At 46.1% G+C, this 26401-nt stretch carries 25 protein-coding genes; 15 read left to right on the plus strand and 10 right to left on the minus strand.

Annotated elements, in window-relative coordinates; genetic code table 11:
* The first annotated feature begins 61 nt into the window (after positions 1–61).
* From B9A22_RS10200 to B9A22_RS10245, 10 genes are all read left to right on the plus strand, one after another.
* Entirely contained in the window at positions 62–2050 is a 1989-nt protein-coding gene (locus B9A22_RS10200; RefSeq protein ID WP_245823936.1) for an ASKHA domain-containing protein, read from the plus strand.
* Between the two features lie 38 nt (positions 2051–2088).
* Positions 2089–2964, plus strand: coding sequence for a uroporphyrinogen decarboxylase family protein (locus B9A22_RS10205; protein WP_176215481.1), 876 nt, complete (start codon positions 2089–2091; stop codon positions 2962–2964).
* A gap of 27 nt (positions 2965–2991) precedes the next feature.
* A complete protein-coding gene (gene pylSc, locus B9A22_RS10210) occupies positions 2992–3828 on the plus strand; it encodes a pyrrolysine--tRNA(Pyl) ligase large subunit (protein ID WP_084575631.1) in 837 nt (278 codons plus the stop codon).
* Between the two features lie 38 nt (positions 3829–3866).
* Entirely contained in the window at positions 3867–4955 is a 1089-nt protein-coding gene (gene pylB, locus B9A22_RS10215; RefSeq protein ID WP_084575632.1) for a methylornithine synthase PylB, read from the plus strand.
* Positions 4946–6124 carry a 3-methylornithine--L-lysine ligase PylC gene (pylC, locus tag B9A22_RS10220; RefSeq protein ID WP_084575633.1) on the plus strand — a complete coding sequence of 393 codons (1179 nt, stop codon included), beginning with the start codon at positions 4946–4948 and terminating at the stop codon, positions 6122–6124. Before pylB ends, pylC begins: the two co-directional genes overlap by 10 nt.
* 17 nt (positions 6125–6141) lie before the next feature.
* Positions 6142–6981, plus strand: a complete 840-nt coding sequence (pylD, locus tag B9A22_RS10225; RefSeq protein WP_217805924.1) for a 3-methylornithyl-N6-L-lysine dehydrogenase PylD — start codon at positions 6142–6144, stop codon at positions 6979–6981.
* Between the two features lie 19 nt (positions 6982–7000).
* Positions 7001–7363 carry a pyrrolysine--tRNA(Pyl) ligase small subunit gene (gene pylSn, locus B9A22_RS10230; protein ID WP_084575634.1) on the plus strand — a complete coding sequence of 121 codons (363 nt, stop codon included), beginning with the start codon at positions 7001–7003 and terminating at the stop codon, positions 7361–7363.
* A 30-nt stretch (positions 7364–7393) separates the two neighbouring features.
* Positions 7394–8746, plus strand: coding sequence for a uroporphyrinogen decarboxylase family protein (locus B9A22_RS10235; protein WP_176215482.1), 1353 nt, complete (start codon positions 7394–7396; stop codon positions 8744–8746).
* Positions 8747–8814: 68 nt separating this feature from the next.
* Positions 8815–9753 (plus strand): CobW family GTP-binding protein, encoded by a 939-nt coding sequence (locus B9A22_RS10240; RefSeq protein WP_084575636.1) that lies wholly within the window; start codon positions 8815–8817, stop codon positions 9751–9753.
* A gap of 14 nt (positions 9754–9767) precedes the next feature.
* Positions 9768–10226, plus strand: a complete 459-nt coding sequence (locus tag B9A22_RS10245; RefSeq protein WP_084575637.1) for a GNAT family N-acetyltransferase — start codon at positions 9768–9770, stop codon at positions 10224–10226.
* 17 nt (positions 10227–10243) lie between these two features.
* Here B9A22_RS10245 and B9A22_RS10250 read toward each other — a convergent pair whose 3' ends face one another.
* A complete protein-coding gene (locus B9A22_RS10250; protein ID WP_084575638.1) occupies positions 10244–10417 on the minus strand; it encodes an aspartyl-phosphate phosphatase Spo0E family protein in 174 nt (57 codons plus the stop codon).
* Positions 10418–10573: 156 nt separating this feature from the next.
* On the opposite strand from B9A22_RS10250, the gene B9A22_RS10255 reads away from it, so the two are divergent.
* Positions 10574–10780: an AbrB/MazE/SpoVT family DNA-binding domain-containing protein gene (locus tag B9A22_RS10255; protein WP_084575639.1), complete on the plus strand. Its 207-nt coding sequence runs from the start codon at positions 10574–10576 to the stop codon at positions 10778–10780.
* Positions 10781–11057: 277 nt separating this feature from the next.
* On the plus strand, positions 11058–11873 hold the full coding sequence (locus B9A22_RS10260) for a methyl-accepting chemotaxis protein (RefSeq protein ID WP_084575640.1): 816 nt from the start codon (positions 11058–11060) through the stop codon (positions 11871–11873).
* Positions 11874–11993: 120 nt separating this feature from the next.
* Here B9A22_RS10260 and B9A22_RS10265 read toward each other — a convergent pair whose 3' ends face one another.
* The 9 genes from B9A22_RS10265 to B9A22_RS10305 form a co-directional block, all read right to left on the minus strand.
* Positions 11994–12851 carry a 3-hydroxybutyryl-CoA dehydrogenase gene (locus tag B9A22_RS10265; RefSeq protein ID WP_084575641.1) on the minus strand — a complete coding sequence of 286 codons (858 nt, stop codon included), beginning with the start codon at positions 12849–12851 and terminating at the stop codon, positions 11994–11996.
* Positions 12852–12893: 42 nt separating this feature from the next.
* Positions 12894–13313, minus strand: a complete 420-nt coding sequence (locus B9A22_RS10270) for a MaoC family dehydratase (RefSeq protein WP_084575642.1) — start codon at positions 13311–13313, stop codon at positions 12894–12896.
* 37 nt (positions 13314–13350) lie between these two features.
* Positions 13351–14550, minus strand: a complete 1200-nt coding sequence (locus tag B9A22_RS10275; RefSeq protein WP_084575643.1) for an electron transfer flavoprotein subunit alpha — start codon at positions 14548–14550, stop codon at positions 13351–13353.
* Between the two features lie 3 nt (positions 14551–14553).
* A complete protein-coding gene (locus tag B9A22_RS10280; protein WP_084575644.1) occupies positions 14554–15348 on the minus strand; it encodes an electron transfer flavoprotein subunit beta/FixA family protein in 795 nt (264 codons plus the stop codon).
* A 38-nt stretch (positions 15349–15386) separates the two neighbouring features.
* Positions 15387–16526 carry an acyl-CoA dehydrogenase gene (locus B9A22_RS10285; protein ID WP_084575645.1) on the minus strand — a complete coding sequence of 380 codons (1140 nt, stop codon included), beginning with the start codon at positions 16524–16526 and terminating at the stop codon, positions 15387–15389.
* A gap of 79 nt (positions 16527–16605) precedes the next feature.
* The gene (locus B9A22_RS10290; protein ID WP_084575646.1) at positions 16606–17787 is read right to left on the minus strand and encodes an acetyl-CoA C-acetyltransferase; all 1182 of its coding nucleotides are present in this window, start codon (positions 17785–17787) and stop codon (positions 16606–16608) included.
* A 38-nt stretch (positions 17788–17825) separates the two neighbouring features.
* Positions 17826–19379, minus strand: coding sequence for an acyl CoA:acetate/3-ketoacid CoA transferase (locus tag B9A22_RS10295; protein ID WP_084575647.1), 1554 nt, complete (start codon positions 19377–19379; stop codon positions 17826–17828).
* A 185-nt stretch (positions 19380–19564) separates the two neighbouring features.
* Positions 19565–20443 carry a methyl-accepting chemotaxis protein gene (locus B9A22_RS26310; RefSeq protein ID WP_084575648.1) on the minus strand — a complete coding sequence of 293 codons (879 nt, stop codon included), beginning with the start codon at positions 20441–20443 and terminating at the stop codon, positions 19565–19567.
* A gap of 200 nt (positions 20444–20643) precedes the next feature.
* A complete protein-coding gene (locus B9A22_RS10305) occupies positions 20644–22044 on the minus strand; it encodes a GntP family permease (RefSeq protein ID WP_084575649.1) in 1401 nt (466 codons plus the stop codon).
* A gap of 405 nt (positions 22045–22449) precedes the next feature.
* Here B9A22_RS10305 and B9A22_RS10310 point away from each other — a divergent pair, with 405 nt between their 5' ends.
* The 3 genes from B9A22_RS10310 (at position 22450) to corA (ending at position 26334) form a co-directional block, all read left to right on the plus strand.
* A complete protein-coding gene (locus B9A22_RS10310) occupies positions 22450–23190 on the plus strand; it encodes a beta-ketoacyl-ACP reductase (RefSeq protein WP_084575650.1) in 741 nt (246 codons plus the stop codon).
* A gap of 219 nt (positions 23191–23409) precedes the next feature.
* A complete protein-coding gene (locus B9A22_RS10315; protein ID WP_084575651.1) occupies positions 23410–25176 on the plus strand; it encodes a sigma-54 interaction domain-containing protein in 1767 nt (588 codons plus the stop codon).
* 87 nt (positions 25177–25263) lie between these two features.
* Positions 25264–26334, plus strand: a complete 1071-nt coding sequence (gene corA, locus B9A22_RS10320) for a magnesium/cobalt transporter CorA (protein WP_084575652.1) — start codon at positions 25264–25266, stop codon at positions 26332–26334.
* The last annotated feature ends 67 nt before the right edge of the window (positions 26335–26401 follow it).

Consider the following 26401-nt stretch of genomic DNA (forward strand, 5'->3'; position numbering starts at 1 on the left):
CTGGGGGAAACCCTATTAAATTTGGAGGGTGGATCGTAGAGATCGCATGGACTCTAAATTCATGCAGCCGGGTGCGACTCCCGGACTCTCCGCCATTATGGAGATAAATGCTATGCAATATACTGTGATTTTTCAGCCGTCAGGCTGCCAGGCAATGGTTGACAGCGGAAAAAATCTGCTTGCAGCTTCACGGGAAGTAGGTGCTGATATTGAAGCTCCTTGCGGAGGTAGTGAGATTTGCGGTAAATGCAAGGTTAAAATTGAGGAGAGCTGCCTTGCGGGGATTGGTATTCATTCCAAAATGGTGCATTTGTCGCCAGTGACTGACAAAGAGAGAAAAATGCTGAGCCCTGAGGAGTTGGCTGATCATTACAGATTGGCGTGTTGCGCCCAGATATATGGAGATGTCTTGGTAGTTGTTCCAGAACAAAGCCAGGCATTAAAGCAGGTTGTGTTAGAAGCGGGAACGGCAAGGGAATTTCGTATAAATCCGGCCGTACGCAAGTATTATGTGGAACTGAATAAGCCTACTTTGGCTGATTGCCGCGATGATTTTGCCCGCTTAAAAGAGGTTTTGCAAAGTCGGTTTATTCAGCTTGACAAGACTATGCAGATAGACTACAAGGTGCTCGCAAAGCTGCCAGATATCTTACGGCAAGGTGGTTGGAAGGTTACGGCTACATTGTGGAATGACAGCGAGATTATTGCTGTTGAGCCAGGCCGGGCAGAGAAAGCCTATGGTATTGCTATCGATATTGGCACAACGACAATTGCTGCTTACTTGTGTGATCTTACAGTGGGTCAGGTGTTAGCTCAGGACTCGTTGATGAACAGTCAAGTGCGCTATGGGGATGATGTGCTGGCGCGCATCACTTACTGCATGGCCAATGACGACGGCCTTGCTAAACTGCATCAAACGATAATTAATGATATAAATGACCTGATTCAGAAAATGACTACAACCGCCAATGTAAATCCTGAAACTGTTATGGAAGTAGTACTTGTATTTAATACAGTTATGCACCATATTACTCTTGGTATAAATCCTCAATATATTGGCAGTGCTCCGTTTGCTTCAGTTATTAGAGAAGCTGTAAACATCAAGGCCAGAGAGCTTGGGATAAACATTGCTGAAAGCGGGTATGTCCATTGCCTGCCGCTCGAAGCCGGTTTTGTCGGTGCTGACAATGTTGCAGTACTTATTGCCGAGCAGCCGTATAAGCAGGACAAGATGAAGCTTGTTGTCGATATAGGCACAAACGGTGAAATTAATTTTGGCAATAAAGAGGGCATCTTCTCAACCTCGTGTGCAACTGGTCCGGCGCTAGAGGGGGCACAAATTAAATTTGGCATGCGGGCGGCGCCAGGAGCTATTGCTCAGATAACCATAAATCCTGAAACCCAGGAACCTGAATTTGAAGTCATTGGCGCAGATGCCAGGGCGGCACTACGCGCCAGAGGAATATGCGGCTCGGGAATTATTGATGCTGTTGCTGAATTATTTAAGGCAGGTATCATTAAACGAGATGGCGGGTTTGACAAGAATATCCGATCACCGCGCGTCCGGAAAGGGACAGACGGTAAGTTTGAATATGTTTTGGCCTGGGCAGCCGAGACCGCCCTTGGGCAGGACATCACGATAACCCAGAAGGATGTGCGTGCTGTTCAGCTGGCTAAGGCAGCACTTTATGCTGGAGCCAAGATTCTTATGCGGAAAAAAGGTGTAGATAAAGTAGACGCAGTGACATTGGCAGGCGCGTTTGGCAGTTATATTAACAAGGTAAATGCGTTGGTTATTGGGATGGTGCCTGATTGTAATCCTGAGGCTGTCATTGCAGTAGGGAACGCCGCTGGAGAAGGTGCGAAATTGGCGCTGTTTGACCTTGATAAAAGAGGTGAAGCGCAAGCTGTTGCCAGTGTTGTGCACTTTGTGGAAACGGCTACCGAGGCTGATTTCCAGAAGGAGTTTATGGATGCCATGTTCCTACCCCATGCCAGCGACCGTTTCCCCCATATTGATCCTATACTTGAGCGAATTCCCCGGAGATAGCAATGGTTGAAAAAGTTGGGAATGGAGGAGATTGTGGTATGAGCAAACCGATTAACTTTCAATGTAAATGGGATAGTGCTGAAGTAATGCCGGTAGCTATGCTTGAAGCTGTCGGTATCAGTTTTTATCAAGCCCATACCGAGCGGCATGCTATGGCGTTTGTTGCCGAAGAAAAGAAGAGACTTGAAGGTGACTCAATCTGCAGAATCCCTTTTTGTGTAATGGTAGAAGCCCAGGCATTTGGCGCTAACGTCGTAATTCCGGACAATGAGTCTGGCCCAACTTTACGAGACTATAGATTTACTAGTATGGAACAGCTAGCCGAGCTGGACGAGATAGACTTAACTAGCGGCAGAATTAATGAGGTTTTGCACTGTGCTCAGATACTGAAAAATAAGGGCAATGTAGTAGCTGTTAATGTGGAGGGCCCGTTTACGATTTTAGGGTTGCTTATTGACTCGGTGGAGCTATTTAAGGGGATTTACCTGCACCGGCAGTTGCTTGAAAAAGCACTGGAAACCATAGAAAACAGTATTGTGAAATACATGTTAACTGCTGCAGAAAAGGGGGCGCAGATCATCTCGTATGCCGATCCTACCGGCGCGCGCGAGCTGGTGGGGCCTGAGTTGTTCAGAGAGATAAGCGGCCAGAGTACCTACAATATACTTAAAAAGGTAGAAGCGCGGCTAGACGGGGCCGTTGTCCACCTGTGCGGCATAACGTCGCTGAGTCTGGAGAAATCAGGATTTTGCCAAGCCAAATCTGTCGCGGTTCCTGACGCTCGGACATATGGAGAAAGTATATGTCAGGTGTTAGCACAGGATAAGACGATCAAATTGCTGGGGCATAACTGTATGAAAAGTACACCGGCTGTCCTGAAAAATCCGGTCGTATGGCAGATTGAACTGAACTGACCTGTGCCATTAATGGAGGTATGTGTTATGTCGCTGACTTGGACTGATATCCAGCGAAAAAGGCTGACCGAACTAAATGCAACTGAAATGCAAAAGGAAAGATTCTTTTCAGTCGAAAAGGATCGAGATGAAGCTTTTAAAAAACAGGAATTGTCTTTGGTTAGTGCAGGTAAACAGAGGCTGAATCAACTGCGTACTGAAAAAAAACGTCCCTCGTTAAGTGTGCTTGAGACAAATTTAGTTGCTGCGCTGACTGACAGCGGGTTTGTGCAAGTGACCACTCCGATCATTCTTGCTAAAAGCCTGCTGGCGAAAATGACGATTGATGATGAACATGCCCTTTTTTCACAGGTGTTTTGGCTTGATAGTAAAAAGTGTCTAAGACCCATGCTGGCCCCCAATTTGTATTATATTCTAAAAGATCTATTGCGGTTATGGGAAAAGCCTGTACGCATTTTTGAAATAGGCTCCTGCTTTCGTAAAGAATCACAAGGAAATAATCATCTAAATGAGTTTACCATGTTGAATCTGGTGGAATGGGGCCTGCCGGAAGAGAGCCGGCATGAACGGCTGGCTGAGCTTGCCGAAGTAGTCATGCAGGCAGCAGGCGTTCCCAGCTACCGGCTGGAGCAAACTTCTTCAGTTGTCTACGGGGATACAATTGATGTTATGTATGAGGATATAGAGCTGGGCTCAGGCGCTATGGGGCCGCATTTTCTTGATGGCAAATGGGGGATGTCCGGCCCGTGGGTAGGTATTGGTTTTGGGTTAGAACGGCTGGTCATGGTCAAAGAGGGCGGGCAAAATGTGCGCAGTACGGGAAAGAGTCTGTCTTACTTGGATGGGGTGCGGTTAAATATCTGAGCAGTTACTTCTGCTCCCGGAAGGGGAGGATTTTACCTATGAAAAATCTCGATAAAATCTTAGAAAAATTACTACATAATGTCCCAGTAACCTCTCAGGATATCTCGTATTTATTGCAGCTTACCCATCCTGAAGCCAGGGAGCGGCTTTTTCGGGCAGCCAGATTGCTGCGGAAAAGATATTTTAACGACAAAATATTTCTTTATGGATTTGTCTACTTTTCCACCTATTGCCGCAATAACTGCACTTTCTGTTATTATCGTACCTCGAATAGCGCTTGTATCAGATACCGTAAAACTACTCAGGAGATTGTTGATATAGCCTCAGCGTTGGCTGAGTCAGGTGTGCATTTAATTGATTTGACAATGGGTGAAGATCCGCAGTATCTGTCAAATGATAATGAGGGATATCAAAAGCTGATCGAAGTGGTTAAGTTGGTAAAACAGCAAACCAATCTGCCAATAATGATTTCCCCGGGTGTTGTCCCTAAGGAAATCTTACAAGAGTTAAAGCGAGCCGGCGCTGGTTGGTATGCCTGCTACCAGGAGACCCATAACCGCCGACTGTATGATACATTGCGACTTAATCAGAGCTATGACGAGAGATGGTCAATCAAAGTATTTGCCAAAACAACAGGCATGCTGGTGGAAGAGGGGCTGCTTGTTGGTATTGGCGACAGTGTCAAGGATGCTGTGCATTCCTTACAGGAAATGAAAAAGCTCGGTGCTGAGCAGATTCGCACCATGAGCTTTGTACCGCAAAAGGGAACGCCTTTATATAATGCTGCGACAATTAATAATAGGTACGAACTCAATGTAATTGCCGTTATGCGCTTGTTATTTCCAGATAAATTAATACCGGCATCACTGGATGTTGAAGGTATTGAAGGGCTGAAAGAACGTTTGGATGCCGGTGCCAATGTGGTTACATCAATCATTCCCCCTGAGGCTGGGTTGGCCGGGGTTTCCCAAAGTACCCTGGATATTTCCGAAGGATACAGGACAGTCAAGGGAATTACGCCAATTCTAGAGGCCTGCGGACTGACTCCAGCCACACTTGAGGAGTATGTAAGCTGGATGGACAACAGGCTGGGCTATGGTGGCAAGGAGGGCGTACTATGCGAATAGCTGTGCTGGGAGGGAAGCTCCAGGGAGTAGAGGCCTGCTATCTTGCGAAGAAAGCGGGTTGGACAATTGCGCTTGTCGATAAAAACCCGGCAGCACCGGCGGCTAAGCTTTGTGACGATTTCTATGTGTTTGATCTTATGGACACCGAAAAGCTTACCCACCTCTTGAAAAACGTGGAGCTGGCAGTGCCTGCCTTAGAAGATAAGGCTGTCTTGGATCATATCTATCAATGCGCGCAGCTGGCTGGGGTTAAGGTTATGTATGACCAACAGGCCTATCTGCTTTCCTCTTCTAAACTTGAGTCAGATAAATTGTTTGCTGAACTTGGTGTTCCGGCACCAAGACCCTGGCCTTTGTGCCAGTTTCCGGTTACGGTAAAACCATCAGGTGCAAGCGGCAGCGAGGGTGTCTACCAGGTTAATAATCGACTGGAACTCGAACTGCTGCAACAGAGATTAGGCGGCTTTGACGATTGGGTGGTGCAGGAATTTTTGGATGGACCATCTTATTCGATTGAAGTTGTTGGCTGTAATGGTAACTACCGGACTTTTCAAGTTACAGAGCTGGCGATGGATGAAGAATATGACTGTAAACGAGTATTAGCGCCTGCAGTACTGGCACTTGATAAAGTGCAGGCGTTTGCCGACATCGCAATTACAATCGCTAAGCAATTACAGCTAAACGGAATTATGGATGTCGAGGTCATTTACCATGATGAACAGCTTAAAGTGTTGGAGGTAGACGCAAGATTGCCGAGTCAGACGCTAACGGCTGTGTACCAATCTACCGGAATCAACGTATTGGAACTGTTGTGGGCAGGCTTTAGTGAGACAGATGACCCGAAATGTTTCACAATAACCGCTGCTCAGGGTGTCATTTATGAACACATAAAAGTAACGCAAGATCGTATTGAGGTATGTGGCGAACATATTATGGCTAACGCCGGCTGCCTACGCCTCTACAAAGATTTTTTCGGGGCCGACGAGGCAATATCCAACTATGATGAAGCCAAGCAAGAATGGGTAGCCACCTTGATTGTAACAGGCCAAACCCGCCAGGAGGCCTGGCAGCGGCGCTGTGCTGTGATTAATACGATTATGGACAAATACAATATCAGTGAATGCCGGGATGGTACACCAACTTTGCTGTCAAAACACTGTGATCACTGAACAATCTGTTGAAAAGTATGGCGCAGGAGGTGAGGGCTCTGACAAGACTGCGGGAAGAGGATATTTGTCATGTCGATGAAATGTTAAGTGAATATGACCAGCGCTTATGTAAGCGAGTGGGGCAAGGCTTGGCAGGGATTGCCGCCCACTCCCTGGGAAGAAGTGCTGAAGAGTTTGCCGGCTTGCGCCAGCATGTTTCCATCGGGGTTATCCCGATTGCTTACGGCCAGGGTATTATTCATGGCTTTTCGCGATCGGTGCAAAAGATAATTGAGTTTTTGGGCTTCAACGCTTTCGTCACAGATCAGAATAATATAGCTGGTCTGGCAGAGGCTGCAGCTAAAGGCGCAAAAATCATTTTTCTTGCCGACGATGATAAGTTTGTCGCTATCAATGTTGCTAGCGGCAAGGTCAGTGACAATGGGGAAGCAACCGGACGGGGGTACGCCGCCGCGCTGGATTTAATGTCAGGCGGGCTGCAGGGAGAGTCTGTGCTGCTTGTCGGCACCGGCCCGGTAGGTACTGGGGCAGCGCTGTTTATGGCGGCGAGGGGTGCACAAGTTTTTGCCTATGATGTCAGTGCTGACAGGGTAAGGCAATTGCAGCAATTAATACCGGGAGTTGAAGCCGTGCGGCACATAGGCGACGCCTTGTCTGTATGCAAACTAGTGGTTGAGGCAACTCCGGCTGCAAATACCATTAATAAAAAATACATTACCCCAGCTACCATGATTGCAGCGCCGGGAATACCATTAGGGCTTGACCAGCACTGCTGCCTGCTGCTTGGTGACAGGTGGATCCATGATGTTTTGGAAATCGGGGTAGCAACTATGTTGTTTACGGTGTTGGCAGATTGATTGCTAAGGAGGGGTTTAGATGGCGGCAAAAAGTAGTGTTGTTCTTGTCAAAGAGCCTTCGGTGGAAGCAGTCAATAAAAAGAAAAAATACTACAGGAAGAATGTTGATTTTTTCAAGCTTGTAGAAAAAATCAAGCTGTGGCCGTCACGATCCGGTATCTTACATGGTATTAAGTCAATTAAAATTACCGGTGAAATTGCAGAAATTATCACCCATTGTGATGAAAAATTTGTTGTCTGGAATTCGCGTAACAGCAGGGCTGCCAGATGGCTTCGCAATAAATGGTGTGTCTGTGGCTGTAAAGCCTGTAAGATACCCCAATGGAAACTAGAAAAATATACCAGCACCATGATGACGCAAAAATGGGGTTCTAGTTTGTAGAAGTTATTAAATTTTATGGGGGATGAGAAGATGAATGGTAAAGAGAGAGTGCTAAAAACGTTAAGTTTTGAACCGGTAGACAGAACGCCGTGGGTACCTTATGCCGGTGTTCAGACTGCCAATCTAATTGGTGTTGACGCTGAGACCTACCTAAAAGATGCCGACATGATTGTAAAGGGCATAGTAAAAGCCTATGAGCTGTATCAGCCAGATGGTCTGCCGATTGTGTTTGACGTGCAAATGGAGGCCGAGGCTTTGGGTTGTAAACTCAAATGGGCCAAAGATAACCCGCCTGCCGTAGATACCCACATTTTGGAACAGGTAGAACTCTCTGAACTAAAACTGCCTACTGAGAAAGATGGCCGGTATCCTATAGCACTGGAAGCCGCGCGCAGGCTGGTAGCTGAACTTGGTGACAAGATTGCTTTATATGCATTGATCTGCGGGCCGTTTACCCTGGCGCTGCACTTAAAAGGTACAGATCTTTTCTCCGATATGATCAAAAGACATGAAAAAGTCGATGTTCTGCTTGAGTTTTGTACTACCGTATGTAAAGACTTGGCCAGAATGTATGCTGCAACCGGTGTGGACATTATTGCCGTTGTTGACCCGATGACTTCACAGATTGCACCCAAACAGTTTGACCGTTTTGTCAAACCTGTCACGATTGAGTTAAACCGGTATGTAAAATCCTTAGGCCTTAAAGTCACCAGTTTCTGCTGCGGCAACGCGACCAAAAATATTGAGCTTATGTGCCAGACAGAAACCGATGGTATCGCCTTTGACGAACAAGTCGGCCTTACTTATGCTAAAGAAATTGCCGCAAAGTATAAGGTGTCCTATGGCGGCAATTTGCCGTTAACCACAGTAATGATGTTTGGCTCACCGCTGGAAAACGTAGAAGAAGCACGCAAAGAGATTGAACTTGGGCAGGGAGTAGGCTATATCTTATCGCCTGGGTGTGATATACCATTTGATACCCCAATCAACAACCTTGTTGCTATCTCCAATTTTATTAATGGCAAGCCAGCTTCCTTAGAAATGCTGGAATCTGATCAGCAATTCCGTGAAGAGGAAGAAGTAGTCCTGGAGGATGTTGAAATAAAACCAGGTCAGGTATTTATTGAGATCGTCACCTTGGATTCAGAGGGCTGTCCACCTTGCCAGTATATGTGTGAATCAGTCAAGAAGGTGCTGCCGCGTTATGAGGGCAAACTAATCTGGCGTGAGTCGCTAGTCAAGACCCGGGCTGGTATAAATAGAATGGCCAAACTAGGGGTGCAAAACCTGCCAGCTATGCTTATCAACAACGACGTTGTGTTTGACAACATTGTTCCGTCTGACGATGAATTGATTGAGGCCATTGAAAAGCGAATAGGCTAGTGCGGAGGTACTATAGCCTAGCTTTGCCTTAGGCTATAGTACAAAATTAATGGCAGGGGAGGGTGTCTATGGAAAATCGTCCGATAAAACTTTATTTGCTAACAGGATTTTTGGGGTCAGGTAAGACTACATTTTTAAAAAAAATTATGGCTGTGCTGGCTGACAAGAAAACGGGTATTCTGATGAATGAATTCGGTAAAATCAGTGTAGATGGAATTTTATTAAAGCAAAACGGGATTGACATTGTGGAAATTAACAATGGGTCGGTGTTCTGCAGTTGTTTGAAAGGGGCGTTTATTGACGCCCTAATTGCCTATTCAGAATTGCCGATAGAATATTTGTTTGTCGAAGCATCGGGCATGGCCGACCCCTCTAGCATTGAGCACATACTACATACTGTTGTCGGCAAAGTAAAGGGGAAGCAGTATGATTATCAGGGAGCTATTTGTGTGGTTGATGCTCTCAACTTCTTAGACCAAGCCGATGTGCTGCTTGCCATCGAGCGACAGGTTGCGGCAAGCAACTTAATCATTATCAACAAAGTAGATTTGATTGAGGAGCCGGTTTTACAGGAAGTAGAACAAAGAATTCTTACTATTAATCCGGCAGCAGAAGTGCTGAAGGCTAGTCATTGTGAGATTAGCACTGAGTTTTTGAACCGAAAATTAAAAAAGACAGAGTACACAAGCTTTCAAGAAAGCTGTAATACATCTGCTAACAGGCCGGTCGCTCATATTATTACTGCTGATGGGGTATTTGACCAAGAAGTATTTGGAGACTTTTTACAGGCATTGGTACCTTGGGCGCTGCGGATAAAAGGTTTTTTTCGGCTTACAGATGGCTGGAAGCAGGTTGACGTAGTTGGCACCCAGATTGAGATTAAACCTACTGCTATATCACGACCGGTATCCGAACTGGTGGTTATTTCGGCACAGGGGCTGCCGGCATTGAATGAGATTTATGCGAATTGGGATAAAAGATTTACCGCGAAAATGTCATTACAATAAAGGGTGTGAGTAGAATGACAGCGGTGGATATTGTAGTTAGGAAAGCATTACCCAAGGACATTGACGCTATGTGTGGACTGCTGAAATTGTTGTTTGCCATTGAAACAGACTTTGCTTATGACGGTGGCAAGCAGCGGTGCGGTTTAGAACTGATGCTTCAACAGGAAAATGCAGGTTGCGTGTTGGTAGCTGAACTCAACCAAACAATCATTGGCATGTGTTCTGCACAACTCTTAGTTTCAACCGCAGAGGGCGGGTTAAAAGCAGTGATTGAAGATGTTGTCATAATGGAGAGTTATCGGGGACAGAGGATTGGCCGACGTCTGTTGACAACTATGGCTGAATGGGCTGTCAGCCAGGGAGCCAAACGGTTGGATCTATTAGCAGATCAGAGAAATCAAGCTGCACTAAGTTTTTATCGAAAGTTGGGCTGGTGCCAGACCGAATTAGTTTGTCTGCAAAAAAAGCTGTAATACTGATAACGGTATCTTCAGAGCAGTTTTAGGCTGCGTGTATAGAGCAAATATTGGTAGATCAACTTATCCAGTTTACGGCTTAGGCGCATAATATCAGGATGTGACAGCCCTACCTTCTCAGATCGTTTGTGCATATGCTCGCGCAGTATCTCGATTTCTACAGAAATTCGGCTAAGTGTCTTATCCATACAACCACCTCTTTAACATATTTTACTAAAAGACAAAGCAAAACTATATGATCCATATCACACAGCAATTTTAAAAATAGTAGGATGGTTAATCGACTCAGAGGTGCGCGGATTAATCGGCTATAATGAGAGAGATTTTGAAAGACGGTGAAATAAATGGCAGTAGAGCGCATGGCGGTGCGTAAGCGAAATCAAATCACATTACCCAAAGCGTTGATTAAGGCACTAGCAATTCACGAAGGCGATATTTTGGAGTATACCATCGAAAATGGCAGGCTTATCATTACACCGACGGCGCTGATACCTAAAGAGCAGGCTGTTTGCCGGAATAGCGAATGCCAAAGATGTAAAAAGGAAGGGTAGCTATTGAAAAGCAGGTGCTATGGCAGCCTGCTTTTTGCATTATATTGTTGCAGGCACAGGAGCTGCTTTGAGTCAATTAGAGTCCGGGAAAAGAATGACAATTGCGAATATTTTTTTTTATTGCGCAGGAAAAATGGGGCAATATAGCGAATTGTATCTAATGCTTGTCTAGACGTGCATGCCAATTACAAATTGTTGCAAGGTTTTTAGTAACGAAATTTTGGTAAGAATTTAGTTGAGTACAAAGCCAACTAAATCTACGAAAGGGGTTATAATAATGACTAAACTGGAAGCTGCAATTGCCGCAGCAGAGTTGTATCGTGATCTAAATGCCTTTGACTGTTCCGTTTTAGTGACAAATGCCGAGGGTGTTATTATTCATTATACTGAAGCAAAAACTTTTCAGGCTAAAGTAAAAATAGGTGAGCCGGCGCCGGGAGCATCAGTAAAGGAATGTATTGCCACCAAACAGATAGTCAAAACAATAATTCCGGAGCATATTTACGGAGTTAAGCTGCGCTCAATTGTCCGGCCTATTTTTGAAAAAGATGGGACGTTTTCCGGGGTGGTGGGCATGGCAATCAGTCTTCTGACAGAACAAGTTTTACATAATGCTGCTCATACTATTGCATCTATGACAGAGGAAATAACGGCGACTACTGAAGAACTGGCCGCTTCGGCTAGCCGTTTGTCACACGATCTTGCGAAGGTGAAAAGCGGCAGCGAACGCGTTATCACCGAGATTAACAAGACAGATGAGATTTTGCGATTTGTGAGTGATGTTGCCGCAAATTCCAATCTATTGGGGCTTAACGCCGCTATTGAAGCCGCACGGGCCGGTGAACAAGGTCGTGGTTTTGCGGTTGTCGCAGACGAGATACGCAAAATGGCGATTAACAGCTCCCAGTCGGTAAATGACATCAAAAAAATTCTTCAAAATATTGAGCGGGAAGCTGTTTCTGTTGTAGAAGTCATAGGCAGTACGGCGCAATTGAGCGAGCATCAGGCGATAGCTACCGAGCAGATCGGAAAAACGATGCAGGAGCTGACTGCTACTGCTAATGAAGTGGAAAACATTGCAAATATGGTATAGGCAAATAAAGTAGCTGAAGAAGCGGCTGGGTTTACTGATAACAAACTACCCCTAAAGGCAATGCAGGGAGATATCCTGTAGGCCGTTAGGGGTAGTTTGTACGTATGGAGAGACTTGCGATTACCGGGTATATTCGAAGAACCCTTTGCCTGTTTTACGGCCGAGATGTCCGGCTTGCACCATTTTCTTAAGCAACGGACATGGACGGTACTTGGGGTCGCCATAACCGGCATATAGGACTTCCATGATATATAGTACAGTATCATTGCCGATTAAATCAGACAACGCCAGTGGCCCCATAGGGTGATTAAACCCTAGTTTGGCTACCGTATCAATGTCCTCGGCACTGGCTACTCCCTCCATTAGGGTGAAGATGGCCTCGTTAATCATGGGAATCATAATCCGGTTACCGACAAAGCCAGGGAAATCTGCGACTTTGACAGGGGTTTTGCCTAGTTTAACGGCTAATTCCTGGACAGCTAAAAAGGTCTCTTCACTGGTAGCCAACCCGTTGATTATTTCTACAAGCTTCATAACAGGTGCCGGGTTGAAAAAGTGCATACCAACTACTTTTTCGGGGCGTTTAGTCATTGCAGCTACGGCAGTGAGCGGCAGGGAAGAGGTATTTGTTGCCAATAGGGTGTGAGCAGGGCAGAGTTTGTCAAGTGTTTGGAAGATATCCCGCTTGATATCTATGCTTTCAACAGCAGCTTCGATAACTAAATCTACGTTACAGGCTGAGGCATCCAGATCCACTACACCGGAGATTCTTCCCATAATGGCTGCCTGATCTTCCTGACTCAATTTGCCTTTTAGAGCGGCCTTTGTCAGGTTTTTTTCAATATTATTTATGCCTTTTTGTACATATTCCCCGGCGATGTCTCTGAGTGTAACAGTAAGTCCGCCTTGAGCCATTACCTGAGCAATACCGCTGCCCATTTGTCCGGCTCCGATAACTAATACTCTAGTAATTTTCACAATTAATACGATCCTCCCGGCCAAAATCTAATGGAAGATAAGCTAGTCTTTTTTCATTACGGTAGCTTTGCCGTCAAGCACAAGCGTACCTTCTTGATTAGTTACTGTAGTTTTTAAGATTAACCGGCTTTTTGCTTCGATTTTTTCTATAACTTCTACTGTGGCAGTTACGGTGTCACCGATTTTTACCGGAGCTTTGAAGGCCAGTTCCTGGGCAAGGTAAATGGTATTGGCGCCAGGCAGTGTAGTGCCAAGTAAAGCTGAGATGAAAGCAGCAGATAACATGCCATGGGCGATACGCTCTTTGAACATGGTGGTTTTGGCAAACTCGGCATTGATGTGTACCGGGTTAAAGTCGCCGCTGAGTCCGGCAAAGGTATATACGTCATACTCGGATACTGTTTTGGCCATACTGGCCTTGTCGCCAATCTTGATGTCGGCAAATTTTACATCTTGCACCATAGAAAACACCCCTTGTTATAGAATTTTGATCTCTTGCTTAGTTTGCAGCCTTGAGCTTTTTAAACTCGGCAATCAGGGCTGGAATTACTTCCAGTACATCGCCGACAATGCCATAGTCAGCCATTTTGAAGATAGGAGCATCAGCGTCCTTGTTAATAGCAATAACAATATCAGAGGAGGACATGCCGGCTAAGTGCTGAATAGCTCCAGAAATGCCACAGGCAAAATATACTTTAGGGCCAACAGTCTTGCCTGTTTGCCCAACCTGATTTAAGGCCGGTATCCAGCCTGCATCAACAGCAGCACGGGAAGCGCCTACAGCACCACCTAAGACGTTGGCAAGCTCCTCGATCAGAGTGAAGTTTTCAGGCTTGCACATGCCGCGACCACCAGAGACAATGATTTCGGCTTCTTCCAGATTGCAGGAAGCGGTACAGGCTTGAATGACTTCGATAAGCTCGGTACGGATATCTTCTGGCTTAACTTTGCTGGCTACCTTAATAATTTCGCCAGTGTGGGAGAAATCCTGTTCCGGACGCTTAAATACTTTGGGACGAATGGTACCCATTTGCGGCCGGTGATCAGGGCACAAGATGGTAGCCATGATGTTGCCGCCAAAAGCCGGACGAGTCCAGGCAACCAAACCGGTCGCTTCATCAATGCCCAGATTGGTGCAGTCTGCGGTAAGTCCGGTTCCTACCCGGCAGGCAACCCGTGGGCCAAGATCGCGGCCGTCGTTAGTTGCCCCCATAAGGATAACAGAGGGACGGTACGTATTGATCAGGTCAGTCATTGTGATGGTATAACCATCGGTAGAATAATGCTTAAATTCAGTGCCCTCAACCAGATAGATTTTGTCAGCCCCGCTGGCAAAAACATCTTTGGTTAGGCTGGCCACGTCTTGGCCGATTAATACGGCTGCCAATTCCTGCCCCATGGCGTCAGCCAGTTTGCGGCCTTCGCCTAAAAGCTCGTGGCTTACATTGCGGATATGTCCGTTTACTTGCTCGATATATACCCAAACACCCTTGTAGAGGTTTTTGTCAACAGCTACAGTTTTTTCTTCTACTTCCCGCAGGATGGCCCCTACCGGACATACGTCCACGCAAGCACCGCAGGCAGTGCAGGCTTCGGTGATTATTGCTTTATCGTTTTCCATGATGATGGCACCGAACGGGCAGGCGCCTACACAGGCACTGCAGCCGATGCATTGATCAGAAATTACTTTTACAGCCATGTTCTATACCCCCTGGACAATCTTGGCATCAGCTAGTTTTTGAATCAACAGCGCAGCCGCTTCGCGGGCTGTGTCTGCTTGAATAATTTCACCTTGAGTACGCTGCTTGGGGGTAAAAATACGCCGTACCTGGGTAGGTGAGCCTTTAAGCCCAATTTTTTCGGCTTCTACCGTAACCTCATTTACCGTCCAGACAGGAATCTCTTTGCGATTGGCTTTCATGGTACCTTTAACTGTAGGAGAGCGGGGAATGTTGATAGATTTTACCACCGTCAGCATGACTGGGGTAGAGACGGCAATGACTTCGTAACCTTCTTCCTGCTCCCGTTCAACTTTGAGCTTGTCGCCTTCCACTTCGATTTTTGCTACATAGGTTACCTGCGGGATGTCAAGGTGCTCAGCAATCTCCGGGCCGACCTGGGCGGTATCGCCATCAATGGCTTGCTTGCCGCAGAGGATAACGTCTACCTTGCCCAGTTTCTTGATACCGGCAGCCAGGGTGTGACTGGTCGCCAAGGTGTCAGCGCCGCCGAAGGCGCGGTCGCTCAGCAGAATGGCTTCATCAGCCCCCATAGCCAGGCATTCTTTGAGCGCCTCTTTGGCCTGAGGCGGTCCCATGGAAATGACGGTTACTTTGCCGCCATGTTTATCTTTAAGCTGCAGGGCTGCTTCAACGGCATTTTTATCAAACGGGTTGACAATGCTTGGTACGCCTTGGCGGATTAAGGTATTTGTGACTGGATCGATTTTTACTTCGGTAGTGTCAGGCACTTGCTTGACACAAACTACTATTTCCATACTTGATAGCCTCCTGTTAGTATCCAATAAAATTTATACTACCGTAAGAGCGCGCCTGAAATGACCATGCGCTGTACTTGGTTTGTTCCTTCATAGATTTGAGTGATCTTGGCATTACGCATAAGGCGCTCAACCGGATACTCACGGCTGTAGCCATAACCGCCAAAGATTTGTACGGCATCGGTAGTAACAGCCATGGCAGCGTCAGAAGCATACATTTTAGCCATGGCAGCTTCTTTGGAGTAGGGCAGGCCTTTGTCTTTGAGGTAGGCAGCGCGATAAACTAACAGGCGAGCTGCTTCTACTTTGGTGGACATGTCAGCAAGCATGAAGGCGATGGCCTGGTTGCTTGCAATTGGTTTGCCGAATTGCACCCGTTCTTTGGAATATTTAACAGCATGGTCAAGAGCCGCCTGAGCAATACCAAGAGCTTGCGCAGCTACGCCGATGCGGCCGCCGTCAAGAGTAGCCATAGCGATTTTAAAGCCGTCGCCTTCTTTGCTCAAGAGGTTTTCTTTGGGTACTTTGACATCCTGGAATACAAGCTCCATGGTAATTGAGGTATTAATGCCCATTTTGTGTTCTTTTTTGCCAAAGGTGAAACCAGGCATGCCTTTTTCGATAATGAAAGCGGAGATACCTTTAACGCCTTTAGTTTTGTCAGTCATGGCAAACACAACATAGGTCTCGGCTTCACCGGCGTTAGTAATGAAAATCTTGCTGCCGTTTAGCACATAGTGGTCGCCCTCTAAGATAGCGACTGTCTGTTGGGAGGCTGCGTCAGTACCGGCATTAGGCTCAGTCAGGCCGAAGGCGCCCATTTTTGTACCCTCAAGGAGGGGTGCCAGGTATTTTTGTTTTTGCTCTTCATTGCCAAAGGCATAGATCGGCCATGCACATAACGATACGGTCGCGGAGAGGGTGATGCCGATGCCGTCGTCCACTCTGGAGAGTTCTTCTACGGCCAGAATGTAGCTGAGCACATCGCCGTCAGCGCCACCGTATTGTTCAGGAAAGCAAATGCCGGTTAGGCCCATTTCGCCCATGGCATCAAAGAGTTCGCGGGAAAATACTTCGTTTTCATCGCGTTCGGCAACGCTGGGTGCGACCTGCTTTTCGGCAAATTCCCGTACCAGTTTTTGTGTCATCTTTTGGTCATCAGTAAGTTCAAACAACATATAAAGACCCCCTTATATAAATTATATATACCACCTCCCTGTCTGGATGAGAGGGAGGTGGTGGCTAACCTGATTTAATTTAGATACGCTCGATGATGGTGGCAACGCCTTGGCCGCCGCCGATGCACAGGGTGGCCAGGCCAAGCTTAGCCTCTCTGGCCTGCATGGAATGCAGCAGGGTAACAAGTATCCGCGCGCCGCTGGCGCCGATAGGATGGCCTAGTGCAATTGCACCGCCGTTAACATTGACTTTTTCCTTGGTAAATCCAAGCTCTTTGCCTACTGCGAGAAACTGAGCGGCGAAAGCCTCGTTGGCTTCGATTAAGTCGATGTCGGCTATAGTGAGACCGGCTTTCTTCAGCGCTTTGCGGGTTGCTGGTACAGGGCCCATTCCCATGAGGGAAGGGTCAACGCCGCCTGAGGCAAAGGAACGAATGCGGGCCAATGGCTTAAGCCCCAGTTCATTCGCCTTGTCGGCAGACATGAGGATCAGGGCGGCAGCCCCGTCATTAATACCTGAGGCATTACCGGCAGTAATGGAACCGTCTTTTTTAAAGGCAGGTTTTAAACCGCACAGCGACTGAGCTGTTGTGCCTGCTTTGGGATATTCGTCAGTAGCGAAAATGGTATCGCCTTTTCTGCCTTTGATGACCACTGGGCATATCTCTTCTTTAAAAGTGCCAGCCTCGATGGCTTTGAGTGCTTTTGTTTGAGATTCAAAGGCAAGTTGATCCTGATCTTCCCGGCTAATGCTGTACTTGTCAGCCACATTTTCGGCTGTGATTCCCATATGGTAGTCGTTAAAGGCGCACCAGAGACCGTCGTGAATCATGACATCGGTCAGTTTGGCATGTCCCATGCGGTAGCCCCAGCGAGCTTTGCTGTCCATGAGATAGGGGGCTTGCGTCATATTTTCCATGCCACCGGCTACTACGATGTCTGCGTCACAGGTCATAATGGCTTGAGCTGCCAAATTTACTGTTTTTAGGCCGGAGCCGCAAACTTTATTCACTGTGTAGGAAGGAACTTCAAACGGGAGACCGGCCTTTATGGCTGCCTGACGGGCTGGGTTTTGTCCTAAGCCTGCCTGAAGCACGTTGCCGAAGATGACTTCATCAACTGCTTCTTTATTAATACCGGCTTTTTCAATTGCTGTTTTAATGGTTAAGGCTCCTAGCTCTGTTGCGGCTACAGAGGCCAGGGAACCGTTGAAACTCCCTATGGCAGTACGTACTGCGCTGACGATTACTACTTCTTTCATTAATTGCACCATCCTTTGAGCGTGTTTAAATGTAGATGCTATTGCTTGTCAAGGCCCATGGGCTTAGCGCTGAAGATGCGCTCATCCATGGTTTTTAAGTTAGGGGAGATGATTGGTTTGAAGTCCATCAGTGAAAGAATGTCTTTTTCCAGCTCAACACCTGGGGCTATTTCAGTAAGCATCATGCCGTCGGCGGTAAGCTCAAATACGGCTCTTTCAGTAATGTACATGACAGGCTGTTTTACTTTCTGAGCGTACTGACCACTGAAGGTAATTTGCTCTACTTGGTCAAGGAATTTTTTCATTTTACCTTCGTTTAATATAGATAGTTTCCCATCAGCAATCTCTACTTTGAGACCACCGGCTGTGAAGGTACCGCAAAAGAAGACTCGTTTGGCGTTTTGTGTGATATTAATGAAGCCGCCGCAGCCTGCTACCCGCCCCTTAAATTTGCTGACATTGATATTGCCTTGTTTGTCGGTTTCTGCCAGTCCAAGGAAGGCAAGGTCTAAGCCGCCGCCGTCATAAAAATCGAATTGGTAAGGCTGATCCAGGATGGCCTCTGCATTGATGGCTGCACCAAAGCTCTGCCCGCCAGCAGGAACGCCGCCGATAGGACCTGCTTCCACTGTCAGGGTCAATGTATCGCCGATACACTCCTCATTAGCTACAAGGGCTACTCCTTCGGGAACGCCGATGCCTAAATTCACTTTGGCATTGGGAATCAATTCCAGCGCGGCTCGTCTTGCGATTACCTTCCGCTCATCAAGCGGCAGCGGGGCGATGGCCGATAGTGGTACGCGGACTTCCCCTGAGTAGGCGGGGTTATATTGTTCGCCAAAGGTCTGCATATGCAAGGCGGGAGAGGCAGCCACTACGATATAGTCAACGCTGATGCCTGGGATTTTAACATCCATGGGCTTAAGACTGCCGTTGGCCACAAGCCGCTCGACCTGGACGATGACAATACCACCAGAACGTTTAACTGCCTGAGCGATGGATAACTGCTCTAAAGAAACAGCTTCGCGTTCAATGGTGATATTGCCGCGTTCATCTGCGCTCGTGCCTCTGAGTACCGCGACATCTACCGGGAAAGGCTTGTACCATAACCATTCTTCGCCGCCCAGTTCGATGACTTCGACCAGATCTTCAGTTGTAATGCTATTAATTTTTCCGCCCTCTACCCGCGGGTCAACAAAAGTATTCAGGCCAACCTTGGTGATGACACCCGGCTTATTGCCAGCTACACTGCGGAACCAGTGGGTGAGAGTGCCCTGGGGGAAGTTGTAGGCTTCTATTTTGTTTTCAACAACGAGTTTGCCAAGTTTTGGCGCAAGGTTCCAGTGTCCGCCGACAGCTCTTTTAACCATACCTTCTAAACCGAAGTGGTTGAGGCCGCGATCTTTTCCGTCGCCTTGTCCGGCACAGTAAATAAGAGTTAAATTTTTTGGAGCACCTTGTTCTATGAAGCGTTCCTCTAAGGCTGCAGTCAATGCCTCAGGGTGACCATTGCCGACGAAACCGCTGGTGGCAAGCGTGGCGCCGTCTTGTATTAGTTTGGCGGCTTCCTGCGCGCTAATTATCTTTGCCATATGCCCACTCTCCTTGATGAAGTATTTCAAATTAACTTAATGCAAGGATTGTGCCAATTGATGTATAGGGGCACAAAGAACGCTAATGCCAAAGTTGACGACCTAATCAGAATGTTTTTTACGGGCTTTATTTGTAGGCGTGTGTTTATTGGCATGAACACATCGTCTATTTTTTTGTACAACTCTTATGTAGTGGTTTCCGAGCCTGTTTCTTTGTATAAGGCATCGGCTATTTTATCCAGATGCTGAGCCATACTGCTCATTTGCTGAGCCGTTCCTGCGATATTGCTGATCGCTTGAGCTACTTGCGTTAGCGCGCTGTCGATTTGGTTAATTTGAGATTTTGAGCTATGACTATCTGCTTGAATTGTCTTGATGATAGTGTCTATTTTCTTAATAGAATCAGCGCTAGTAGCGGCTAGTTTGCGAATTTCTCCAGCAACTACGCTAAAACCCCGTCCGTGTTCTCCGACCCGCGCCGCCTCAATGGCAGCATTTAATCCAAGTAAATTTGTCTGTCCTGCGATAGTTTTTATAAGTCCAAGGATATGGTCTGTTTCACCAACTCTTGCTTCAGACTCTTGTGACAGTTGGGCTAGTGTTCGACTTACAACTGACAATTCTTGGGTCTGAGCGGAAATATCTTGGGTTGCGTCAGCAAGAATGGCTATGGTTGCCGATAATTGAGCGGCCATCGCCTTCAAAGATTCTTGCCGTTCGACAGTTTCCTGGATACATACGGCACCTACTGCCTGATGACTATCGTCAAACAGGGGGACAGCTACAGCAACATAAGGCTGGCCAAATAATGATTTGCTGACACGGATCAATACGCGGCGCTTTTCATGTATGGCACGGTAAACGGCACTCTCCGGTTTAATAGGCGAATCTTTGCTTACTTTTAAATCCAGGGATTTAGCCGGTTTGTAAAAGAGATATTTTTCCCGGTCGGTAAGACTTATACCAATGTCACCTATTGATAAATCGGCCAGATACGGAAACACTTTTACGAAGTGTTCAAGAATGGCAGGCAGGCTTTGGTTGGGATAAGTAGTGTTAGTCATAGGTTATTTCCTCACAGTTTATTGATAGGTTAATTTGCTTGTAAAAACCCCTGCGCTAACTCACATCAGCACAGGGGCTTTAAGCTTGGTCTACCAGAATTTATAACGCAATTCTGTTGACATAAGAACGACTAAGGCTTCTGCCGGCGTCCTGAAGGACTTGGCACAAGCCAAGTCTTTTCTTATGGGATAGATTGTTTTTAGAGAATTCCGGTCATAGCGTGGAGTGCGATTATTACAAATACCATCAATGTTTTTAGACATGTCAGTACGAAGATATCGCCGTAGGAATCCTTGTGAGTGAGACCGCATACAGCAAGCAGCGTAATAACCGCTCCGTTGTGAGGCAGGGTGTCCATGCCGCCCGAAGCCATGGAAGCAACCCGGTGAAGTATTTCGGGTGACATACCAATCGAGTTTGCCCAGGCCAACCAATCTTTGGCCATCAGATCGAGTGCAATTGACATACCACCTGAAGCAGAACCGGTTACACCAGCAAGGATATTTACAGTTACTGCTTCGGAGACTAAGGGCGAGCCACCGACTTTGATACTCATTAAAGCAGCAGATATCGATTTAAAACCTGAAAGAGAGGCGACAACATTGCCGTAACCTACTTCGGAGGCAGTATTCATGATGGCTAAGAGCGAACCGATGGCACCGGCGTTCAAAGATTTGGCTAATACGCTGGTGGAGCCAAGGTTTCTAAAGCCAAGTGCAATGGCCAAGCCAACACCTGCTACTAATGCAATAATCAGTGACCAGATGCTGATTACGTTTTTAACTGCGGGTGCAGTCATCGGTAGTTTCATCGCTTTGAAAGGCTCAAGCATTGCTGGATCCCAGGTAAACATACGGGTCATAAGGAAGTTTACTACAAGTACGGTTAATAACGGTAAAATGGCTAACTGCCAAGATGGGAGAACAACATCGTTTTTGATTTCCGGCTCATTAATCGTATGGTTACCATAACCCTCGCCAGCTGCGGCAGCTTTTTTGCGGCGATGTTCCAGCCAAGCGACACCTAAGCCTAAAATCGCGGTTCCGCCTAATAGACCAAGAATTGGGGCTGCATAGATATTGGTGCCGAAAAAGTTAGTAGGGATAAGATTTTGGATTTGCGGGGTTCCCGGAATGCAATCCATGGTTGCTGTAAATGCACCTAATGCAATTGTTGCCGGCAGCAGCCTTTTGGGAATATCAGCCTCTTTAAACAAGGCGGATGCAAATGGGTAGATGGCAAAAACAACAACAAACAGGCTTACTCCGCCGTAGGTAAGTACACAACCGGCTAATACAATGGAGAGAATAGCCCGGTCTCTGCCCAAACCCTTAATGATAGATTGTGCTAAGCCTTTAGCTAAACCGGTATCTTCCATAATCTTGCCGAAAACAGCACCAAGCAAGAATACCGGAAAGAAGGATTTAATATAGGTGACGGCTTTAGCCATAAATAATTCTGTATAGGCCGGCATAAGCGATAGTCCAGACATAGAAGCCGCAAGCAGGGCAAATACCGGGGCAAACAAAATTACTGAAAAACCGCGGTAAGCAAAAAACATTAATAGAAATAAACTAAGGAGAATTCCAAATACTTCCATTTAAAAATAACCTCCTGATTAATAGTTATTATTTGCATTTAGGTCAGTAATAATTTTACTGAGAGCGGCCTCCCTTCGTGTGTGATGAAACGTTTCGAAACTATTCATAAGCAAGTATCATGCCAAGAGAACAAGTCGGCTGAAACAATCGCGAAATCAATATTTTCTGTTTTCTATAAGGATCTTTGCTAGCGATAATGCAATACCAGTGTACACAATGCTAGACAGTATGTTTAAGAAGCAAGACAGATGGTGTCAAGCAAAGCTGCTGCTTTGGTGTGTATATTGAGATATGGCCTTGATTCATGCGGGGAAAAAAAGTTGGCACGATTATTGCTTTACTTTGATTTTGATTCTGGCCTTATATGAGTCTGACAATCTTGTAATTCGAAGGAGGTATTTATTGTGAGAGGCTTAAAAGACAAAGTTGTAATTATCACCGGAGCTGCAAGTGGGATAGGTAAAGCAACGGCTTTGCGTTTTGCTGAAGAGGGCGCTCATATTGTTGTTGCCGATTTTGCCGACGGCACGGCGGTTGTAGATCAAGTGATGGAAAAAGGCGTACAGGCTTTGTATGTTTCGGTTAATGTGACAGATCCAGACAGTGTGGCGACTATGGTTGCTAAAACCATAGAAGTTTTCGGCAGAGTAGATATACTTATTAACAATGCCGGTATTACTAAAGATGCCATGATGAAGAAGATGACAAAAGAAGCTTGGGACGCAGTAATCAATGTTAACTTGACAGGCGTATTTAACTGTACATCTGCCATTTTACCCCATATGTTGGAGAAGAAGGAAGGGGTGGTGTTGACTACTTCTTCAGTAGTTGGCATTTATGGCAACTTGGGTCAAACCAACTATGCCGCGGCTAAATGGGGAGTCATTGGCATGACTAAATCCTGGGCTAAAGAAATGGCGAAGAACGGACTGCGCTTTAATTGTGTGGCACCAGGCTTTATCGCTACTGAAATGGTTAAGAAAATTCCTGATCAAGTATTGAATGAAAGAATATTAGTTAAAGTACCTGCGGGACGGCTGGGTGAGCCGGAAGAGATTGCTGCGGCTTTTGCTTTTCTTGCTTCTGATGATGCTAAATTTATTAACGGCACGGTACTTAGTGTGGATGGTGCCTGCACGCTGTAATATCAGATCAGCTTGGCTGTTGACGTTCATAGAATAAGAAAAGGTGGCGAAGAGAGATACTACCCTCTTCGCCACCTTTTTATTGACAATTTTTATGCTTTTCCGACTTTTGAGTAGACAGTATTATGGACACCATCTATAATTGTCTTTGAAAGACGTATTTGGAGGAGCAGGGAATTTTCGCGACACTTTTTTGTTAAAGATAGGAGGGGTCTCGGGATGCATAAACATGAATTGGCGAGTTTGGCAGACGTATTCTCGTCGACTGGCATGACAGAAATGAGAGTTGTGCTTGACTCAGTTTGCAATGGGGTAGTTGTAGTAAATGCCCACGGTATTATTACCTTTTTTAATACTGCCGCCGAGACTATCAGTGGTTTAAAAGCCAAAAATGTCATAGGACAAATAGTGGATGACGTAATACCCAATACTGGACTCATACGGGTTATGGAAACTGGGCTGGCTGAGATTAATCAGCGCCAAAATATAGGAAAATGCGAAATATTAACAAACCGTACGCCCATTCTAAAAGATAATATCCTTGTCGGAGCGGTTGCCATCTTCCAGGATATTACCGAATTTAATGAGGTTGTTACTCAGCTTGAAGAAAACAAAAGGCTCAAAAGTACATTGGAATCTATTGTTGACAGTCTGCATGAGGGGATTGTAGTTGTCGATAAAGCCGGTTGTATTACCCTGCTGAACAAAGCATATGGCGAATTCCTCAATGTTGTTCCCAAGGCAGTTATCGGAAAACATGTTGCTGAGGTTATACCCAATACAAGGATGCATCTGGTAGCCCAGGAAGGTAAGGCTGAAGTAACAGATATACAAAAAATCCAGACAAATACCTGTGTTGTCACCAGGATTCCTATTGTCAAAGATGGCGAAATCATTGGCGCTGTCGGTAACATGGTGTTTAAAGATGTTAAGGATTTAAAGTCGCTTGCCGGGAAAATTAACAAACTGGAATCAGAACTGGAATATTATAAGGAAGAATTGCTCAAAGCCAACGGCGGTAAATATACGTTTGATAGTATTGTTGGCAACAGTGACACTATGAAGTGGCTGAGGGATGTCGCTGCCAAAGCAGCAAGAGGTACCTCGACAGTACTGATATTAGGTGAAAGCGGTACAGGTAAAGAATTGTTTGCTCATGCTGTGCATAACGGCAGCCGCCGGTGGCAGGGGCCTTTTATCAAGGTTAATTGTGCGGCTCTGCCTGAACAGCTTTTGGAAGCCGAGCTATTCGGTTATGAAGAAGGCGCATTTACCGGAGCCCGTAAGGGCGGAAAACCGGGTAAATTCGAACTTGCCAACGGTGGGACAATTTTTCTGGATGAAATTGGCGAAATGACACTTGCTATGCAAGTCAAGCTGCTCAGGGTGCTGCAGGAACGGGAGCTGGAGCGTCTGGGTGGAACTAAGACTACCAAGTTGGATATTCGTGTGATTGCAGCAACAAACCGCGATTTAGAAAAAATGATTGAGCAGAACCAATTCAGGCAGGATTTATATTATCGGCTAAATATATTTACGCTCAATATTCCCCCTCTCAGAGAGCGAACCGAGGACATACCTGTGCTGTGTCAGATGTTGCTAAAAAAGATAAATAATCAGGTTGAGCATTGGGTTGAAAGTGTATCGCCAGAAGCTGTGGCGTTACTCATGCAGTACAAATGGCCTGGTAATGTCCGGGAACTCGAGAATGTACTTGAACGTACTATTAATTTAATGGAAGATGAGATCAGCATTGCCCCTGAGCATTTGCCGCCGATGATAAAAAAAGGTAATCGACTTAAGGTGGACAACCAGGATGGGGAGAATCCGAATGATTTAGCCGAGATTAAAGATGATGCTGAAAAACAAGCCATTATGCGGGCTCTGGCTGCGGCAGGTGGTAATAAGAGTAAAGCGGCCAGATTATTGGGTATTCATCGCTCTGGTTTTTATCAGAAGATGCAGAAGTATAATTTGATAAAATAGTTATGTAATTGACTGAAAGTTCATAAAGGGAAAATATGTAAGGAAGGAGAACATCTTTCTTTACATATTTTTTTTGCGAGGTGTGCTATGCCTAAATTTAAGAGAACCAGAGCTTCTAAGGTTGGTTTACCACCAGGAACGCTGGTGCATATTGGTGATACACGCGCCGACAAGGCGCATATTAGCGTATTACAGTATAACGACGATACGTTCACAGAAACAAAGGATGTTTCGCTGAATGAGTTAGCACAGCTGGAGACGCAATCAGGCGTTACCTGGATTAGTGTACAAGGACTTACTTCTGCGGCTGTCGAAAGTATTGGTCAACAGTTCTCGGTTCATCCCTTGGTGCTTGAAGACATCTTGAACACCAATCAGCGTCCAAAGCTTGAGGATTATGGCGATTATTTATGCATAATCCTCAAATCGCTGGAGGTGACAGCTGGCGCGGCCGACTATGAGGCTGAGCAGGTTAGTCTTATCCTGGGTCCAAACTATGTAATCTCTTTTTCGGAAAATTTGCCAGGTGACAGAGATGTTTTCGCCGGTGTCTATACGCGTGTTATTAGCGGGAAGAGCAAAATAAGAAAGCTGGGAGCAGACTATTTGCTATATGCCTTGATTGATAGCGTGGTAGACCATTATTTTTTGGTGCTTGAACATTTAGGTGAAAAAATCGAAATGGTAGAAGATCAGATTGTCGTCCAACCACGCCCTGAACTCCTGCATGAGCTACATGCACTTAAACATGATATGCTGTTTATGCGCAAGTCGGTGTGGCCTGTGCGTGAGTTAGTCAATGCGCTTGACCGTGGGGAATCCGCTCATATCCAGGAATCAACGCTTATTTATTTGCGAGATGTGTATGATCATGCGATTCAAGTCATTGAGACTGTTGAGATCTACCGTGATATGCTGTCTGGTATGATGGATATCTATTTATCAAGTATTAGTAATAAGATGAGTGAAGTGATGAAAATGCTGACAATTATTTCAACTATTTTTATTCCACTCACCTTCATCGCTGGGGTATATGGCATGAATTTTGAGAATCTACCTGAACTAAAGTGGGAGTACGGCTACCCGCTGGTTCTTTCAGTTATGCTGGGGATAAGCCTGTTTATGTTACGGTATTTCCGTCAGAAACAATGGCTCTAAGGGGGGCAGGCCCAAAGTCCTAGGAAATTAAACGGTAGGTCTGATAGGTTGCAGCGCGTTCCCCGGT

It is taken from the genome of Sporomusa malonica (assembly GCF_900176355.1).
GTDB lineage: Bacteria > Bacillota > Negativicutes > Sporomusales > Sporomusaceae > Sporomusa > Sporomusa malonica.